This window comes from Pseudomonas asuensis, assembly GCF_014646755.1.
GTDB lineage: Bacteria > Pseudomonadota > Gammaproteobacteria > Pseudomonadales > Pseudomonadaceae > Chryseomonas > Chryseomonas asuensis.
The window spans coordinates 556998-573870 of the sequence record NZ_BMNW01000001.1; the positions used below are offsets into that span (position 1 = coordinate 556998).

General features: G+C 56.5%; 14 protein-coding genes. 9 read left to right on the forward strand and 5 right to left on the reverse strand.

Translation table 11 applies throughout. The annotated features are described in order from the left end of the window. Positions 1 to 2: 2 nt before the first annotated feature. Entirely contained in the window at positions 3 to 1367 is a 1365-nt protein-coding gene (nhaD, locus tag IEX86_RS02585) for a sodium:proton antiporter NhaD (protein WP_188864491.1), read from the forward strand. A gap of 45 nt (positions 1368 to 1412) precedes the next feature. Here nhaD and amn read toward each other — a convergent pair whose 3' ends face one another. The 4 genes from amn to IEX86_RS02605 all read right to left on the reverse strand — a co-directional run bounded on the left by amn (position 1413) and on the right by IEX86_RS02605 (position 8921). Then, positions 1413 to 2888 carry an AMP nucleosidase gene (amn, locus tag IEX86_RS02590; protein ID WP_188864492.1) on the reverse strand — a complete coding sequence of 492 codons (1476 nt, stop codon included), beginning with the start codon at positions 2886 to 2888 and terminating at the stop codon, positions 1413 to 1415. Positions 2889 to 2973: 85 nt separating this feature from the next. After that, a complete protein-coding gene (locus IEX86_RS02595) occupies positions 2974 to 4752 on the reverse strand; it encodes an ABC transporter ATP-binding protein (protein ID WP_188864493.1) in 1779 nt (592 codons plus the stop codon). Beyond that, positions 4745 to 6478, reverse strand: coding sequence for an ABC transporter ATP-binding protein (locus IEX86_RS02600; RefSeq protein WP_188864494.1), 1734 nt, complete (start codon positions 6476 to 6478; stop codon positions 4745 to 4747). Before IEX86_RS02600 ends, IEX86_RS02595 begins: the two co-directional genes overlap by 8 nt. 43 nt (positions 6479 to 6521) lie before the next feature. Then, complete coding sequence (locus IEX86_RS02605) at positions 6522 to 8921, reverse strand: hybrid sensor histidine kinase/response regulator (RefSeq protein WP_188864774.1); 2400 nt, start codon at positions 8919 to 8921, stop codon at positions 6522 to 6524. 173 nt (positions 8922 to 9094) lie between these two features. Between IEX86_RS02605 and IEX86_RS02610 the strand changes: the two genes are divergently transcribed. The 4 genes from IEX86_RS02610 to IEX86_RS02625 all read left to right on the forward strand — a co-directional run bounded on the left by IEX86_RS02610 (position 9095) and on the right by IEX86_RS02625 (position 12588). Next, positions 9095 to 9892: a hydroxymethylpyrimidine/phosphomethylpyrimidine kinase gene (locus tag IEX86_RS02610; protein ID WP_188864495.1), complete on the forward strand. Its 798-nt coding sequence runs from the start codon at positions 9095 to 9097 to the stop codon at positions 9890 to 9892. After that, positions 9889 to 10524: a thiamine phosphate synthase gene (gene thiE / locus IEX86_RS02615; protein WP_188864496.1), complete on the forward strand. Its 636-nt coding sequence runs from the start codon at positions 9889 to 9891 to the stop codon at positions 10522 to 10524. Before IEX86_RS02610 ends, thiE begins: the two co-directional genes overlap by 4 nt. Before the next feature lie 10 nt (positions 10525 to 10534). Then, the gene (gene hemL, locus IEX86_RS02620; RefSeq protein ID WP_188864497.1) at positions 10535 to 11821 is read left to right on the forward strand and encodes a glutamate-1-semialdehyde 2,1-aminomutase; all 1287 of its coding nucleotides are present in this window, start codon (positions 10535 to 10537) and stop codon (positions 11819 to 11821) included. A 224-nt stretch (positions 11822 to 12045) separates the two neighbouring features. Next, complete coding sequence (locus tag IEX86_RS02625; RefSeq protein WP_188864498.1) at positions 12046 to 12588, forward strand: tetratricopeptide repeat protein; 543 nt, start codon at positions 12046 to 12048, stop codon at positions 12586 to 12588. Positions 12589 to 12636: 48 nt separating this feature from the next. On the opposite strand, the gene IEX86_RS02630 is transcribed toward IEX86_RS02625, so the two are convergent. Continuing rightward, positions 12637 to 12957, reverse strand: coding sequence for a DUF1820 family protein (locus tag IEX86_RS02630; protein ID WP_188864499.1), 321 nt, complete (start codon positions 12955 to 12957; stop codon positions 12637 to 12639). A gap of 125 nt (positions 12958 to 13082) precedes the next feature. Here IEX86_RS02630 and miaB point away from each other — a divergent pair, with 125 nt between their 5' ends. The 4 genes from miaB (at position 13083) to IEX86_RS02650 (ending at position 16847) form a co-directional block, all read left to right on the forward strand. Further along, positions 13083 to 14456 carry a tRNA (N6-isopentenyl adenosine(37)-C2)-methylthiotransferase MiaB gene (gene miaB, locus IEX86_RS02635; RefSeq protein ID WP_188864500.1) on the forward strand — a complete coding sequence of 458 codons (1374 nt, stop codon included), beginning with the start codon at positions 13083 to 13085 and terminating at the stop codon, positions 14454 to 14456. An 88-nt stretch (positions 14457 to 14544) separates the two neighbouring features. After that, complete coding sequence (locus tag IEX86_RS02640) at positions 14545 to 15552, forward strand: PhoH family protein (RefSeq protein WP_188864501.1); 1008 nt, start codon at positions 14545 to 14547, stop codon at positions 15550 to 15552. Next, positions 15542 to 16006 (forward strand): rRNA maturation RNase YbeY, encoded by a 465-nt coding sequence (gene ybeY / locus IEX86_RS02645; RefSeq protein ID WP_188864502.1) that lies wholly within the window; start codon positions 15542 to 15544, stop codon positions 16004 to 16006. The genes IEX86_RS02640 and ybeY overlap by 11 nt, the downstream gene beginning before the upstream one ends. A gap of 1 nt (position 16007) precedes the next feature. Continuing rightward, the gene (locus IEX86_RS02650) at positions 16008 to 16847 is read left to right on the forward strand and encodes a CorC family transporter (RefSeq protein ID WP_188864503.1); all 840 of its coding nucleotides are present in this window, start codon (positions 16008 to 16010) and stop codon (positions 16845 to 16847) included. The last annotated feature ends 26 nt before the right edge of the window (positions 16848 to 16873 follow it).

Here is a 16873-nt window from a genome sequence, read left to right on the forward strand (position 1 = left end):
TCATGTATGTCTTCATGGCCTTAACCTTTGTGCTCGGATACCTCTGTATCGCCTGTGAGCACACTCTCAAAATCGATAAAGCCGCTTCGGCGCTGTTAACGGCAGTCATCTGCTGGACATTGCTTGTGCTGGGCGCGGATCAAATCCTGCCGCACCTGCAACCGGGTAGTGACAATACTCATATCGTGGTGGAAGAACTGCGCCATCACTTGGGCGAAGTATCCGAAATCCTGTTCTTCCTGATGGGTGCGATGACCATCGTCGAGCTGATCGATGCCCATGAAGGCTTCACGGTCATCACCGATCGGATTCGCACCAACAAGCGCGTCAGCCTGCTATGGCTGGTCGGCCTGATTACCTTCTTCTTGTCGGCCGCGCTGGATAACCTGACGACCACCATCGTCATGGTTTCCCTACTTCGTAAACTCATTGCCGATGTTAAGGAGCGTTGGTTCTACGCCGGGATTGTAGTGATTGCCGCTAATGCAGGTGGCGCCTGGTCCCCTATTGGTGATGTAACAACCACCATGTTGTGGATCGGGAACCAGATTTCCGCCAGCGGTATTGTCATGAGTCTGTTCCTGCCCAGTCTGGTTTGCCTGCTTGTACCATTGGTCCTGCTCAGCTTCAGGCTTAAGGGCGAAACCGAGCGGCCGGCTGTGGATGAGCATGAAGTCAATGCAAACCCAACAACGCCTTTCGAGCGCAACCTTGTTTTTGCACTGGGAATTGGCGCCCTGCTCTTCGTACCCATCTTCAAGACCGTCACGCATATGCCTCCCTACATGGGCGTGCTACTGGGCCTTGGCGTCTTGTGGGTCGTGACCGAGATTATCCACCGTGGCAAGAACGATGAAGACAAGCACCCGCTGTCGGTCATTGGCGTGCTGCGCCGGATCGATATGCCAAGTGTGTTGTTCTTCCTGGGCATTCTGCTGGCGGTTTCCAGCCTGGCTACAGCAGGCCACCTGGTACAAGTTGCTACCTGGCTCAAAGAGGGGCTGGGCGACGTCTACGCCATCAATATCGCTATCGGCCTCCTGTCGTCGGTTGTTGATAATGTACCGCTCGTGGCAGGCGCCATGAAAATGTACCCGTTGGTATCCCCTGAAGCACTGACGGCTGCAAGCTCAGCTGATGCCGGATGGCTGGCTCAGTTTCTGGTCGATGGACGGTTCTGGGAAATGCTAGCGTATTGCGCCGGTACAGGCGGTAGTTGCCTGATCATTGGCTCGGCAGCTGGCGTAGCCGCGATGGGCATGGAGAAGATCAACTTCATATGGTATCTGAAGCGTATCAGCCTGCTGGCGCTTCTGGGTTATCTGGGGGGCGCTGCCACCTACGTCGGTCTGGCCAGTCTGGGCTGATAACAAAAAGGCCAGCGTGATGCTGGCCTTTTTGTTTCTGAGGGATCAGCGGAAAGGCGGCTCGTCAAAGCTGCGCAGTTTGCGAGAGTGCAGCGAATGAAGCTGTGCTCGCAGTAGCTCCAGCGCGGAGATACCGATTGCCAAATGCTGGCTTACCGCTCGCTCGTAAAACGCATTGGCCGAGCCGGGCAGCTTGATTTCACTGTGTAGCGGCTTGTCCGATACGCATAGCAACGTGCCGTAGGGTACCCGTAGACGATACCCTTGAGCGGCAATCGTACCGCTTTCCATATCCACCGCAATGGCTCGGGCCAGATTGATAACTGGCCGCTCCTGCGCCCAACGCAGCTCCCAGTTACGGTCATCATAGGTCAGCACCGTGCCGGTACGCAGCCTACGCTTGAGTGCTTCGCCACGATCTCCGGTGACTTGGGCAGCCGCCTCAGCCAGAGCCACCTGCACCTCTGCCAACGCCGGGATCGGTATATGAGGTGGCAACACGCGATCAAGAATACCGTCACGACGCATGTAGGCATGAGCCAGTACATAGTCGCCAATATTCTGCGACTGTCGCAGTCCGCCACAGTGACCAATCATCAGCCAGCAATGCGGGCGCAAAACAGCCAGATGATCCGTAATGTTCTTGGCGTTGGACGGCCCGACCCCGATATTCACGAGGGTAACGCCATGACCATCTGCAGCGATCAGATGATAGGCAGGCATCTGGAAGCGGTGCCAGGCGATACCGCCAATGATGGCATGTGCTTCGCCATCATCCAGTCCCCGCTCAATGGTGACATTGCCCGGCAGCACCATACGGACAAATCGCGGATCATCACGTAGCTGTTGCAAACCATGACGGATGAATTGATCGACATAGCGGTGATAATTGGTTAGCAGAATCCAGGGCTGCACATGGCGCCAGTCACTGCCGGTGTAGTGCACGATACGGCGCAGGGAAAAATCGGTCCGCGCTGCATCGAACAGCGACAGCGGAAGAATACTCTCCTGCGCCCAGTCATAGAGGCCATCGGCAATATCGTCGTGGGCGGCGGACAAGTCGGTACTGGGAAACACCTGCGCCAGCTCGGCTGCTGTCACACCAGACCCTGCCAGCTCGTCCCCTTGTTCCACTACATAGGGATAGGGAATGTCCTGCTCACTCGGCCCTACTTCAACCAGAAGGTCATATTCAGCCATGAGCGGCTCGAGCTGTTCGAGCAGATATTTGCGAAAGGCGGCAGGGTGCGTAACGGTTGCTCGGTAAGTGCCGGGGAGCTGTACCTTGGCATAGGCCCGCGTGGTAGTCGGTACGGCCTGGGCGGAGCGATAGCAGATCCGGATTTCAGGGTAACGGAACAGCCGTCGTTCGGCCTCGGTCGGCTCGATGCGATCCTTGAGGTAGCGCTTGAGCGCCCCGCTCAAGGCCTGAGTTGCCTGCTGATGCAGTGCAGCCAGCCGATCTACCGCCTCGCTAGCCGAATGGGCTGCAACAAAACCATCTTCGAACGTCTGAGGCATGCACGATTTCCTTACTCAAAATGAACGGGGCACCCTGACTCATGCATCAACTTAGCAACCTGCCAGGCAGCCCCCTTGCTAGCATTTAGTCAGAGAGTAGCTGAGTTGGATCACGGTTATCTGACAATTGCTCAGAATCCTGGCGCTGATTCCAGAGGTGATAATAATGCCCTTCTGGATTGGCCAGCAGCTGTGCATGATTACCCTCTTCAACCAGCCGACCCTGACGCAGCACAATGATGCGATCAGCATCCCGAATCGTCGACAGCCGGTGCGCCACCACGATCATGGTTACCTTGCCACGCAGATCATGCAGCGCTTCCTGCAAGAGCGTTTCGGTCTCGCTATCAATACTTGCCGTAGCCTCATCCAGCAGTAGCACTTTAGGTTGACGCAGCAAGGCCCGCGCCAGGGCCAGCAACTGCCGCTCACCGGTGGAAAGCGTAAAGCCGCGTTCGCCCAGGCGCGTCTCAAGTCCTTCGGGCAACCGCGCGATCAGCGGGGAAAGGTGGGCATTGTCTAGCGCCTCCTGGAGACGCCACGGCTCGACCTCACTTCCCAGTAACAGGTTATCGCGCAGTGTACTGGAGCGAATGAAAGGCTCCTGCGGCACGGTAGCAATAGCAGCGCCTAACGCCTCAGGCGTCAGGCTCGACAATTCACGGCCGTCCAGCAATAGCTGCCCACCTGTTACGGGCTGTAAGCCAGCCAGGAGATCGAGCAGGGTCGACTTTCCACTACCGGTCGGTCCGACGATGGCCAGGAACGTACCGGGAGCAATCTCCAGATCGATATCGCTCAATGTGTCATGATCTGCGCCCTCATGACGGAAGCGAACCGACTTGAACTCAAAACAGGCCTTATCCACCGGACGACTGTCCGTACCTTGTAATGTCTGGGCCTGATCGAGCAGATTAAGCAATCGCATACCGGCAACACTTGCCTGCTGGTAGAGGTTGAACCGCTGGGTGATCTCCATCAACGGCTCGGTCACACGCCCCAGATAGGTTACAAAGGCATACATCACACCAATCTCAGCACCGCCGCCCAAATGGTTCAGCCCATAGGTCAGCAACAGTACCGCCAGCACAACCACACTCACCAGATCGAGCGCCGAGCGCAACAGCAGCCCCGAGAACCGCACAGTGCTGATCCGCGCCTCGTATTGTTGCTGGTTAAGCTCATGAAAGTGCTTGCGGAACGGGCCGGTCTGGTTGAAAGCCTGGATAATGGCCATTCCACCAATCGCCTCGTTGAGACGTGCGCTCTGCTCAGCACGTAGCGCCCTCACCCGCATGGCAGCCGGTCCGCTCAAGCGCTGATACAGCCAGACGATAAAGGCTGCTGCCGGGATGAGCAGCATGGCAATCATCATGAGGTGAACATTCATCAGCGCCATGGCAACCAGGATACCGATCAGCAACACAACATTGCCAACGATGGTGCCTAGAAACGCCACATAGAGTTCGCGTAAGGCATCCGTATCGTTGGTCACTCGGGCTACCAGCTCTCCGGTTGCCGTACGGTCGTGAAAACTCTGCGGCAGATGCAAAACATGCCGGAATAGTCGTCGACGCAGCAGCAGAACCGTATCCATGGCAATACCGGCAAAGCGCAGGCTTTGCAGATAACGGCCGAGTGCGGCAAGCGCCTGGGTAACTACATAAATCAGGAACAGCACGATGAGTGGTTCGGGCCGTAGATCCCCGGGCACCAGATAAGTATCCAGGTAGTGCTTGGTCAGCCAGGGACCCATCACATCCATGACCGTTGCCCCGATCAGAATAGCCACGGCGATTATCAACCGGCGAGGGTTGGCCAGCACGGGGCCCAGCAGCAATTTGATAACACGATGCTTAGGCATGTTTGCCTCCTGCCTGTTGCAACTGCCAGAGCCGGGAATAGACGCCACCCTGCGTCAGCAGCTGCGCATGTGAGCCTCGCTCGACGATGCGGCCCTCCTCCAGCACGATCAGCTGGTCAGCCTCCCGTACCGCAGACAGACGATGGCTTACGATGATGCGGGTTCGGTTACCCAAGCGTCCCAGTGTCTCGAGCAGACGTGTTTCGGTCGCGGTATCAACAGCTGACAGCGTATCATCCAGCAGCAGGATAGGCGCTTCTGACAACAGCGCACGAGCCAGGGCCACTCGCTGTCGCTGGCCACCGGACAGGGTTACGCCCCGCTCCCCTACAGGCGTTTCAAGCCCCTCGGGAAGCTGATTCAGATCAGTCGCAAATGCCGCATCGGTCAGCGCGCCTCGAATCTGCTCCGGCGTCGCCTCTGGTCGTCCTAGCGCAACGTTTTCAGCCAGACTGCGGGCAAATAGAAAGGGGTCTTGAGGCACATAGGCGAACTGGGCCCGCAACGCCTCCAGAGAGTACGCCTCGATAGGATGAGCGCCCAGGCGAATCTCTCCACCCGTCATCGGGTATTGACGGAGCAGTAGCCGCAGCAACGTACTTTTGCCGCTGCCGGTGGCTCCAACAATCCCTAACGTACTGCCCGCCGGAAGCTCGAAGGCAATATCCTGCAGCGCAGGTGTCTGTCCCTGGGGGTAGATAAAGGAGGGGATATTAACGCTCAAGGTTGATCCAGGCTCAGGCGTAAGGGTCCCGCTGTCCTGAATATTTTCTGTCGAGGCGAAAAACTCGCGCAGACGACGCCCCCCCGCTTCTCCACGCTGGAGAATATTAAGGCACCAACCAATGGCGAACATCGGCCAGATAAGCTGCGCAAGGTAAAGGCTGAAGCTGGTCAACTGACCCAGCGTAATCGCGCCCTGCATGTAGCGGCCGGTACCGACTACCAACGTCAGCAAGGTTGCGCAGCTCAGCGCCACAAAGATGATCGGCTCGTACTTGGCCTCAGTCCGCTGAACAGCGTAATCCGCTTTGGCCGCCGCGCGGGCGCGCTCATCGAAGTCATCCAGTTCGGCCTCGATCAGGGCATTCTGCCGCAACATGCGCAGCCCGCTCAGGGCTTCCTGCGTTCGGTCATTAAGGGCAGAAAATCGCTGTAGGGTCTGTCCGAAGCGCTGCTGGACGCGCTTCGCCACGTGGTAAAAGCCCCACGCCATGAAGGGAAACGGCAACAGGGCCATGAGCGCCAACGGCGTATCAATACCCACCAGCATGACGGCTAACACAAGAAACAGGGTCATGGCCCCATCGAAGCTGGAAAGGACGCCCTCTCCGGCGGCCATTTCCACGGCATCGATATCCTGTGTGGCTCGTGCCAGCAAATCACCTGTACGGCTTGCCTGAAAAAAGCCAGGATCAAGGCGCGTAAGCTTGGCATAGAACGCATCGCGCAGCTCTACGCCAACCTTGTACGCAGTACCAAACAACCTTACCCGCCAGTGATAACGAAGCACATAGAGACCAAAGCCGACCAGGGCCAGTAAGGCGGCACGCCCTACCAGCTCCATTTGGTCCAGCTCACCGGCACGCAGTGCATCAATGGTCTTGCCTACCCACCAGGGTAGCGTCAGATTCAGCAGGCCTACGCCTAATAGGCAAGTAATCGCCCCGCAGTAGGCCAGTCGATGGCGAAAAAGAAAATCGCGCAGTAACGTCCAAAGCGCCATGTAAAGAAATACCCAACCATAAGTAGCTGCCCAGTATAGCCCTCTATGAGGTCTCAACCGGAGCCTGACAAAGCAGCCAGTCCTGTAAAAGGATTTGCAACTCACCCAGTCTGACCGGTTTAGCCAGGTAATCGCTCATACCGGCCGCCAGGCAGCGCTCCCGATCGCCATGGTGCGGATGGGATGACAACGCCAGGACAGGAAGCTCCTTACAACCAGGAAGAGCCCGAATGGCTCGACAGATAGCGAACCCGTCCATGACCGGCATCTGGCAATCCAGCAGGACGGCATCCACGGTTGCCTGATCCAGAAGTTCAAGGGCTAGAGAACCAGTGTCTGCGGTGCGTACCTGATAACCCAACCGGAGCAGCATGCCACGCAATATCATCTCATCCCGGGCATTGCTCTCCACAACCAGCACCGTGCAATTGGCGGGTTGCCGTGTTTTCAGCACACACGACCGGCGCGCAGGTGCCGGCAACTCCAACCGCCCCGGCAGCGGCAAGGTAATAGCCATGCGAAAACGGCTTCCAACGCCTACTTGTGAGGAGTGGCTGAGCGTCCCGCCCAGCAGATGAATCAATTTACGGCTTAAGGCAAGGCCGATTCCCAACCCGCCGTAGCGGCGTGTCAGTGAGCCATCAAGCTGATGGAAGCGTTGATACAGCTGATCACTCTGCTCCGACGTAAAGCCAATACCGGTATCTACTACCTCAATCAGCAGCGGTTGGCGATTAGCTTCCGCCTGAGCGTCTGGATGCGCCTGAACGCGCAGCGTCACCGATCCTTCATGAGTAAACTTGATGGCATTCTCGATCAGATGACCTAACGCTCTGGCCAGCTTTGGCGCATCACCTTCCAAAGTATCGGGCAGCGCAGGGTCAACCTCCACATGCAATGCCAGTCGCTTAACCTCGGCACTGGGTGTGTAGCGCGCCCGCAAGCTGTCAAACAAGCCGTGCAGACTGAATGGTACCCGTCGGGCAGCCTGCTTGCCCGCCCGCAGCTCGGTCAGGGTCAGGATATCGTCCACCATGCGCATCATGGTCCGTGCGGACTCACTGGCCGACTGGTGATACTGTTCCAGATCCACCGTCATGGGCTGCGTCTGGATCAGCTCCAGCGAGCCGATTACTCCATTCATGGGCGTTCGCAACTCGTGAGTCACAGTCGCTAGGAACTCATCCTTTAGACGATTACTGTTAGCCAACTCTTCGTTCAGTCGCTCCAGCGCGCGGCGAGACTCCTCAAGAATCCGGGCCCGCTCCTCGCGCATGGCATTAATCCGGTCTGCCAGGGCCAATGAGAGTAACGCCACCTCAAGCGCCGAACCGATCTGACTCGCATAGACCGTCAGGAAGTTATAGGGCAACAGACCGGCCACCATCAGGATGTTGGCCAATCCGCCCAGCAGAAAGATTGACCAGGCAATGATGAAATAACGCGCGGTCCGCATCCCGTCGAGCCAGGCCCGAATGCCAGCGGTGAACACCACAAAGATAAAGATCAATGCCAGAAAGGTGGCCAATCGCATTGCCATTGCGTAATCACAGGTCAGTGACGACACGACGCACAGGCAGGCCAGCAGAATCAGGCCCTTCATGCAGAGGTCGATTCGGCGACTGTATTGGCGGGTCTGCAGGAAGTAGCGCGTAAACTGGCTGCCAAAGATGCCAGCCAGCCCTACAAAGAAAGGCGTTGCGATATTGGCCCAGCGGGGACTATCCGGCCACAGGTACTCGGAGCCCGTACCATTGATGGACAGCAGATAGCAGCCGAACGAGCCTACATAAAAGATATGGTAAAGGTAACTTGGGTCGCGAACGCTGAGGAAGATAAGCAGGTTATAAAGCATCATCACCAGCAGGACGCCATAGATGATCCCCAGCAGGTAGACACGAGCCGGCTCGGCTTCGATAAACGCCTTGGTACTCCAAAGCACCAGCGGTGCCTGAACAGAGCCTTGACTTTCGACCCTCAGGTAAAGCCGTTTCGTCTCGCCGGGCGCAAACGATAACGGAAAGAGATAACTGCTGTGTCGGATAAGACGACTACTGAACGGTAGCGTATCGCCCATGCGCTGGGCCAGCCGGTAAACACCGTGTGCATCAGGTGCGTAAATATCGTAACGGTCGAGTGGCGGATAAGAGAGCTCAAGCAGCCAGCTTTTAGGCCCTATACCGGTTTTAGGCTGATAGGTCAGGTCCAGGCGGATCCAGTAAGCCGAGCGGGAATAACCTGCACCGAACACATCCTCGCCATGCCGGATAAAGCTGCCACTCAATGCCGGTGAAGTAATGTCTTCGATAGTCGATGTGCCACGCACATCTTCAAATACCTCAAGCGATTGCCCAAGGGACAATCGTCCGATCGATTCGTCGAACTCAACAGCCTGCACCCACCAGGGCCACGCGAGCAGAATGAAAAAGAACCCGTTACGCATATAAAAGGCTTCGCCAGAAAAGCCCGCAGGCAGCATCATGCACAAACTGCCCTCTCGTGCGACGCATCCCTTCAAGCATTGAGTTAGGTGCAGCACTCTATCACAGGCCGGCACAGCAGCTACACTGCCGACCGGAGCCTTTGTTCAGCCTGTTTAGTGATAAGCTTTTTGCCATGAATACACACAACGCTCGTCCCGTCGTTCTTTGCCTTTCCGGTCATGACCCCAGCGGCGGCGCTGGCCTGCAGGCAGACATTGAAGCCCTGATCGCCCAAGGCTGCCATGCAGCGCCTGCTATTACGGCATTGACCGTTCAGGATACGATCAACGTGTCCGACTTTCGGGTGCTGGATCGCGCCTGGGTCATGGCCCAGGCCAATGCTGTGCTGACGGACCTCCCGGTTGCCGCCGTTAAGCTGGGTATGCTCGGCTCCATTGAAATGGTTGAAACGGTGCTGGATATCCTGGCTGACCATCCGCAATTACCGCTTGTGTGCGACCCGGTACTACGTGCCGGCGGTGGTGGAGCATTGGGCAAGGATGAAGTCGGTTATGCCATCCGTGAACGGTTACTACCTCGTGCAACGATCGCCACCCCCAACCTGCCGGAAGCACGCATTCTGGCCGAGCTACCGGAAGGGACCGCAGACGAATGCGCTGACAAGCTCCTGTCCTACTGCGAACACCTACTAATTACCGGTGGCCATGGCGACGAACAGGAAGTGCATAATCGCCTTTACTGCCGTGACGGACGTCAGGAAACCTTTATCTGCCAGCGTCTCCCCGGAAGCTATCATGGCTCGGGCTGTACGCTGGCAAGCGCGCTGGCTGGCCGTCTGGCCTTGGGCGAAGCGCTGCCTAGCGCGGTTCGTTCAGCCCTGGACTATACCTGGCGCACCCTGCGCGATGCTGAGCGCCCCGGCCGTGGCCAATACATTCCTCGCCGTCTTCCCCTGGATTTCTGCTCATGAGTTCACTGCGTGGCTTGTATGCCATCACAGATAGCCTTCTGCTGGCAGAAGGCAGACTTATTCCCTATGTAGACGCTGCACTGAAGGGTGGTGCTCGTCTGATCCAATATCGGGACAAGTCCCACGATGGCGCTCGCCGCTGGGACGAAGCCCAGGCCCTGTCTGAGCTATGCACCCGCCACGGTGCCGACCTGATCATCAATGATGATCTTGACCTGGCCGTTCGCCTGGGGGTAGGCCTGCATCTGGGCCAGGAAGATGGATCTCTAGCCGAAGCGCGTAAACAGCTTGGCCAAGCCGCTATCGTAGGGGGTACCTGTCATGCCCAACTGGCGCTGGCGGAGCGCGCAGTCCAGGAAGGCGCCAGCTACATTGCCTTTGGCCGCTTCTTCAATTCAAACACCAAACCCGACGCACCGGCTGCCACGCCTGAGCTGCTGACCGAGGCTCAGCGCCGCTTTACTGTGCCAGTGTGTGCCATCGGAGGTATCACCCTTGGCAACGCTGCCTCACTGATCGAGCGTGGCGCGAGCCTGATCGCCGTCATTCATGCCCTGTTTTCAGCGCCCTCTGCCGAAGAAGTAGAGCGTCGCGCCCAAGCATTCAGTGCACTGTTCAACCCAATTTTGTAGAGAGTTCACCATGTCCCGCTCCGAAGCCCTGTTTGCTGACGCCCAGAAGCATATTCCTGGTGGCGTCAATTCCCCAGTTCGCGCCTTCAAAAGCGTGGGTGGCACGCCCATTTTCTTCAAGCATGCGGCAGGCGCCTATGTTATTGACGAAGATGACAAGCGTTATGTTGACTACGTTGGCTCCTGGGGGCCAATGATCCTGGGCCATAGTCATCCCGACGTCCTGGATGCCGTGCGCCGCCAGCTTGAGCATGGTCTTTCCTATGGAGCTCCGACGGCCATGGAAACCGAGATGGCCAACCTGATCTGTCAGCTTGTACCCTCCATGGAAATGGTACGCATGGTCAGTTCGGGCACCGAGGCCACCATGAGCGCTATTCGCTTGGCGCGTGGTTATACCGGCCGTGACACTATCATCAAGTTCGAAGGTTGCTACCATGGTCACTCGGACAGCCTTCTAGTCAAAGCAGGCTCTGGCGCCCTCACTCTGGGTGTGCCCAGCTCTCCAGGCGTGCCCGCCGCGTTTGCTCAGCACACCCTGACGCTGCCCTTCAATGACCTGAATGCGGTCAAGGAAACCTTGCAGAAAGTAGGAGCGGATATCGCCTGCATCATTGTCGAGCCTGTGGCTGGCAATATGAATTGCGTACCGCCTGCACCTGGTTTCCTCCAAGGGTTACGCACCCTGTGCGATGAACACGGCGTGGTATTGATCTTTGATGAAGTCATGACTGGCTTCCGCGTTGCCCTGGGGGGCGCCCAGGCGCATTACGGCATTACGCCCGACCTTACAACGTTCGGCAAGATTGTAGGCGGCGGCATGCCCGTCGGTTGCTTTGGCGGCAAGCGCGCCATCATGGAAAAGATTGCACCCCTTGGCCCGGTCTACCAAGCCGGCACTCTGTCCGGCAATCCGTTGGCCATGGCAGCAGGCCTGACAACCTTGAAGCTTATTAGCCGTCCCGGCTTCCACGATGAGCTGACCACATTGACGACCCGTTTGCTGGATGGTCTGCGTGAGCGAGCCCAGGCAGCCGGTATTCCCTTCGTTACCACCCAGGCTGGCGGTATGTTCGGTCTTTATTTCAGTACGGCAGAAGACATTGTGACATTTGATGACGTCATGGCCAGCGATGTCGACCGCTTCAAGCGCTTCTTCCATCTGATGCTGGAAGGCGGCGTCTACCTTGCGCCCAGCGCTTTCGAGGCCGGCTTTACCTCTATCGCACACGGCGAGGCGGAGCTGGACATCACGTTCAAGGCGGCCGAACGTGCCTTTGCTGCACTGAAAGGCTGAGTACCGCTTATCGATGGTTTCGCTTACGCGCAAACGGAGCGGAACCATCGTTTGCTACAAGCCTCTCAGTTTGAAACGGCCGATATCAGGCAATTGCAAAAAAAGTTCATCGTAACTGCGTAAATTTTTTGTAAGGTGGTATCGGCTTCACTCATAATGTGCGAGCCGGCGCGTTTCGCCGGTCGGGTTTCCAGAAAAACCTGCCTCGATCCTGGAGGCGTTCCATGCACCGCGCCGGCCGTTTCATCATCAGTAGCTTGCTCTTGTTCCCACTGCTCGCCGTTGCGGGCGGTAATTCCCTGCTTATTCCCAGCACTAGTCGTTGCAACTTGAACGCCGCGCCGGAAGAACTTCCGCAAGCCCTTTCCAAGTGCCAGCAGACTGCCCGCGGCGGTGATGCGCAGGCGCAATACGAGATGGGTAGCTTTTACTACGATGGCAAACAGACCCCGAAGGATTTGAATCAGGCTCGTATCTGGTTCGAGCAGGCGTCCCTAAAAGGCCACGCCGATGCACAGTACCGACTGGGCACCATGTTTTTCCGGGGCGAAGGTGTTCAAGCCAACACAGTACAGGCCTATATCGTACTCAAAATGGCAGCCATCAACGGATCAGAAGATGCCATGGATAGCGCGGATCTGGTGGCCGAGCAGATGAGAAGGGACGAACTGGAAATTGCAACCCAAGTGCTGGGCCAGATTTTCAGGGACTACCTGCAGGACTTGCAAACAGCGGGCACCGGAAATCCCTTCGCGCCGCTTCCATGATAAAACGCTAGACGCAGCCGCTAGACATGACGGCTGCATCTGGCTGGATCACTTCTCAGGCATCGGCATCGGGAATGGCATGACATTGGTTCCACCTTTGGCTTCGCTAATCTTGGCTTGGCCAAGACGCTCCACCTCATCGATACGGATGACCGAGTGCAGCGGAACAAAGCTGCGGATAACGCCTTCGAACTGGGACTTCAGTTTTTCTTCACTGGGGTCTACGACGACTTGGGTACGCTCGCCAAAGACGAACTCTTCGACTTCGAGAAAGCCCCACAGATCACTTTGATAGATCTGCTTGGCATACATCTCGTAAACCTGTCCCTGGTTATGAAAAATCACCTTATAGATTGCTGGTTTGCTCATGATGATGGGTAACAGGAATGAAAACGGGGACGGATAATAGCAGTGAGGGGACGATCAGTGCTAGGAAGCAAGGCTACTCATCCCTATAATGTGCGGTCCTCAATTTTTTCCCCGACGAAGCGCGCATGACCAAGAAGCTTTTCATCGAAACTCACGGCTGCCAGATGAACGAGTACGACTCGTCCCGCATGGTCGACCTCCTCGGTGAGCATCAGGCGCTGGAGCTGACCGCGAATCCGGCAGAAGCTGATGTGATCCTACTCAATACCTGCTCGATCCGTGAAAAAGCCCAGGAAAAGGTCTTTTCACAACTGGGCCGCTGGCGCGAGCTGAAGCTACAGAATCCCGAACTGGTTATCGGTGTGGGCGGCTGCGTTGCCAGCCAGGAAGGCGCGGCGATTCGCGATCGTGCGCCCTACGTCGATGTCGTGTTTGGCCCCCAGACACTGCATCGCCTACCAGAAATGATTGATGCGGCACGCACTACTCGTGCTCCGCAGGTCGACATTTCCTTTCCAGAGATCGAAAAGTTCGACCGCCTGCCCGACCCCCGTGTCGATGGACCCAGTGCGTTCGTTTCGATCATGGAAGGCTGCAGCAAGTACTGCACATTCTGCGTAGTACCTTATACCCGTGGTGAAGAGGTCAGCCGTCCCTTTGATGATGTCTTGGCTGAAGTGATTCACCTGGCTGAGAACGGTGTTCGCGAAGTCACCCTGCTCGGGCAGAACGTCAACGGTTACCGCGGCCTGACCCATGATGGCCGAATCGCCGACTTTGCCGAGTTGCTACGTGTAGTCGCCGCCGTTGATGGCATCGACCGGATTCGCTACACCACATCGCATCCACTGGAGTTTTCTGACGCCTTGATCCAGGCACACGCCGAGATCCCGGAACTGGCCAAGTTCGTGCACCTGCCGGTACAGTCGGGCTCTGATCGTATCCTGGCCGCCATGAAGCGCAACCACATGGCCATCGAATACAAGTCGCGTATTCGCAAGCTCAAGGCGGCAGTTCCTGATATCTGCATCAGTTCTGACTTTATCGTTGGTTTCCCGGGTGAAACCGAGAAGGATTTTGAGCAGACCATGAAGCTGATTGAAGATGTCGGCTTTGACTTCTCCTACTCCTTTATTTACAGCTCGCGCCCCGGCACACCTGCCGCCGACCTAGTGGACGACACCCCGGAAGAGGTCAAGAAACAACGCCTTCAGATCTTGCAGGCCCGTATCAACCAGCAAGGTTTCGAGATCAGCCGCCGCATGGTTGGCTCGATCCAGACTATCCTGGTCAGTGATTTCTCCAAAAAGGATCCTGGCATGCTGCAGGGTCGTACGGAAAACAATCGTATTGTCAATTTCCGCTCCAGCAATGCCTTGCTGATTGGTCAGTTCGTCCAGGTTCATATTGACGACGCACTGCCTCATTCTCTGCGAGGCACCCTTCTGGAAGAAATTGCACAACCTCATGCAACTTCAGGTGCCATAGTCACTGTCTGACTATTGGTAACGTGCGCACTTTGCCAAGTGCGCACAACCCATTACGCTTCAAGTAAACATCATTAGCCACAGGGTGATTATTCTTTCCTTGAATACCTCTCAAGAACCTCGGCGCTTTACTCTCGAACCGTTCGACGCTCAACGCTTTGCCAAGCTTTGCGGCCAGCTCGACGAAAACCTTCGGCAGATCGAAAAACGGCTCGAGATCGAAATCCGGAACCGCGGCAACCAATTCGAACTGGTTGGTCCGACGGAACGTATCCAATCGGCTGAAAATCTGCTGCGACGCCTGTATCGAGAGACAAAGATCGAAGATGATCTGACGCCAGACATGGTGCATCTGTTTCTGCAAGAGTCCGGGCTCGAAGGGCTTTCTGAACCACAGAGCGATCTGAATGTTTCACTGCGCACCCGTAAGGGCATGATTCGTCCTCGCGGTGCCAATCAGCAGCGGTATGTTAAGTCGATTCTCGACCACGACATCAACTTTGGCATTGGCCCAGCAGGTACAGGCAAGACCTACTTGGCGGTTGCCTGTGCAGTCGATGCCCTTGAGCGCGAGCAAATCAGGCGCATCCTACTGGTTCGTCCTGCAGTAGAAGCAGGCGAAAAGCTCGGCTTCCTACCGGGTGACCTGGCACAAAAGATCGACCCTTACCTGCGTCCGCTCTATGACGCGCTATACGAAATGCTTGGCTTTGAAACAGTTGCCAAGCTAATCGAGCGGCAGGTTATCGAAGTGGCGCCACTGGCCTACATGCGGGGTCGAACGCTTAATAATAGCTTCATCATTCTCGACGAGAGTCAGAACACCACTGTCGAGCAGATGAAAATGTTCCTGACCCGTATTGGCTTTGGCTCTACGGCCGTTATTACCGGTGATATCACCCAGGTAGACTTGCCGCGCGGCACCCGCTCGGGTCTGGCCCATGTCATCAACGTCCTTAAGGACGTGCCCGGCATTGGTTTTACGCACTTCCTGGCAAAAGATGTTGTGCGACATCCTCTGGTCCAGCGCATTGTTGAAGCTTATGATCGCTTCGAACAACAGCAGCCTGACAAACGTCACTCGCGGGAACACACGAATGACGATTGAGCTTGATGTGCAAGTCGCCAGTGAAGCGCCTGATCTACCTGAGGAACCTGAGTTACGTCGCTGGTGTGAGGTTGCCCTCCGCCAGCGTACTCATGATTCAGAACTGACCATCCGCCTGGTGGATGAGCCGGAGGGACGTGAACTCAATCGTACCTACCGGCATAAGGACTATGCCACCAATGTGCTTACCTTTCCGGCCGATGTGCCGGATGAGCTGCTGGACATCCCTCTGCTGGGTGACGTCATCATCTGCGCGCCAGTTATTGCGCGTGAAGCAGCCGAGCAAGGCAAGCTTCTTAAAGCACATTGGGCTCATATGGTTATTCATGGCTGCCTGCATCTGCTGGGCTATGACCATATCGAGGACAATGAAGCGGAAGAAATGGAAAGCCTGGAACGAGAATTGCTGGCAGAACTAGGTCATCCCGACCCATATGGCGACGAACAAAACTGACATGAACGAAGATCGATCGAGTAATGGGCACAGGTCCTGGCTGGAACGGATTGTCCAGGCTTTTGCCCACGAGCCCAAGAGCCGCCAGGAACTCCTGGAACTGCTCCGTGAAGCTCACGAAAACAAGGTGCTCGACAGTGAAGTTTTATCCATTGTCGAGGGCGCTATTTCCGTTGCCGATCTGCAAGTACGCGACATCATGGTGCCGCGCTCACAGATCATCAGCGTCAAGGCCAACCAGACACCACAAGAGTTTCTGCCGGCTGTCATTGAGGCGGCCCACTCCCGGTATCCGGTCATTGGCGAGACGCCTGACGATGTCCTAGGCGTTCTGCTTGCCAAAGACTTACTGCCCTTGATCATTAACGGGGATAAGCCATTCGACCTCAAGACCATTCTGCGCCCGGCTACGTTTGTTCCAGAATCCAAGCGGCTGAACGTACTCCTGCGCGAATTTCGGACCACACACAATCATATGGCTATTGTGGTCGATGAATATGGCGGCGTAGCGGGTCTTGTCACTATTGAAGATGTGCTTGAGCAAATCGTTGGCGATATCGAAGACGAGCATGATGTCGAAGAAGAAAGCTTCATCAAGCCGCTACCCAGCGGAGACTTTATCGTCAAGGCGCTGACACCTGTCCAGGCCATCAATGACTTCTTCGATACAGAGTACCCCGATCAGGATGTCGATACCGTTGGAGGTCTTGTCATGAGTGCCTTCGGTCATCTTCCTCGCCGCAACGAAGAGGTGGTAATCGACGACTTTCGCTTCCGCGTTCTCAACGCTGACGGTCGGCGCATCCATCTGCTCCGCATGACCCCGGTCACAGAGCGTTAAAACGCAACGGCTTGTCTGGTCGTCTG

Coding starts and splice junctions, on each gene's coding strand:
- miaB (WP_188864500.1), top strand. CDS start 13,083: ATGACCAAGAAGCTTTTCATCGAAACTCACGGCTGCCAGATGAACGAG.
- amn (WP_188864492.1), bottom strand. CDS start 2,888: ATGCCTCAGACGTTCGAAGATGGTTTTGTTGCAGCCCATTCGGCTAGC.
- IEX86_RS02650 (WP_188864503.1), top strand. CDS start 16,008: ATGAACGAAGATCGATCGAGTAATGGGCACAGGTCCTGGCTGGAACGG.
- IEX86_RS02610 (WP_188864495.1), top strand. CDS start 9,095: ATGAATACACACAACGCTCGTCCCGTCGTTCTTTGCCTTTCCGGTCAT.
- IEX86_RS02600 (WP_188864494.1), bottom strand. CDS start 6,478: ATGGCGCTTTGGACGTTACTGCGCGATTTTCTTTTTCGCCATCGACTG.
- ybeY (WP_188864502.1), top strand. CDS start 15,542: ATGACGATTGAGCTTGATGTGCAAGTCGCCAGTGAAGCGCCTGATCTA.
- thiE (WP_188864496.1), top strand. CDS start 9,889: ATGAGTTCACTGCGTGGCTTGTATGCCATCACAGATAGCCTTCTGCTG.
- IEX86_RS02625 (WP_188864498.1), top strand. CDS start 12,046: ATGCACCGCGCCGGCCGTTTCATCATCAGTAGCTTGCTCTTGTTCCCA.
- hemL (WP_188864497.1), top strand. CDS start 10,535: ATGTCCCGCTCCGAAGCCCTGTTTGCTGACGCCCAGAAGCATATTCCT.
- IEX86_RS02595 (WP_188864493.1), bottom strand. CDS start 4,752: ATGCCTAAGCATCGTGTTATCAAATTGCTGCTGGGCCCCGTGCTGGCC.
- nhaD (WP_188864491.1), top strand. CDS start 3: ATGTATGTCTTCATGGCCTTAACCTTTGTGCTCGGATACCTCTGTATC.
- IEX86_RS02605 (WP_188864774.1), bottom strand. CDS start 8,921: ATGCGTAACGGGTTCTTTTTCATTCTGCTCGCGTGGCCCTGGTGGGTG.
- IEX86_RS02630 (WP_188864499.1), bottom strand. CDS start 12,957: ATGAGCAAACCAGCAATCTATAAGGTGATTTTTCATAACCAGGGACAG.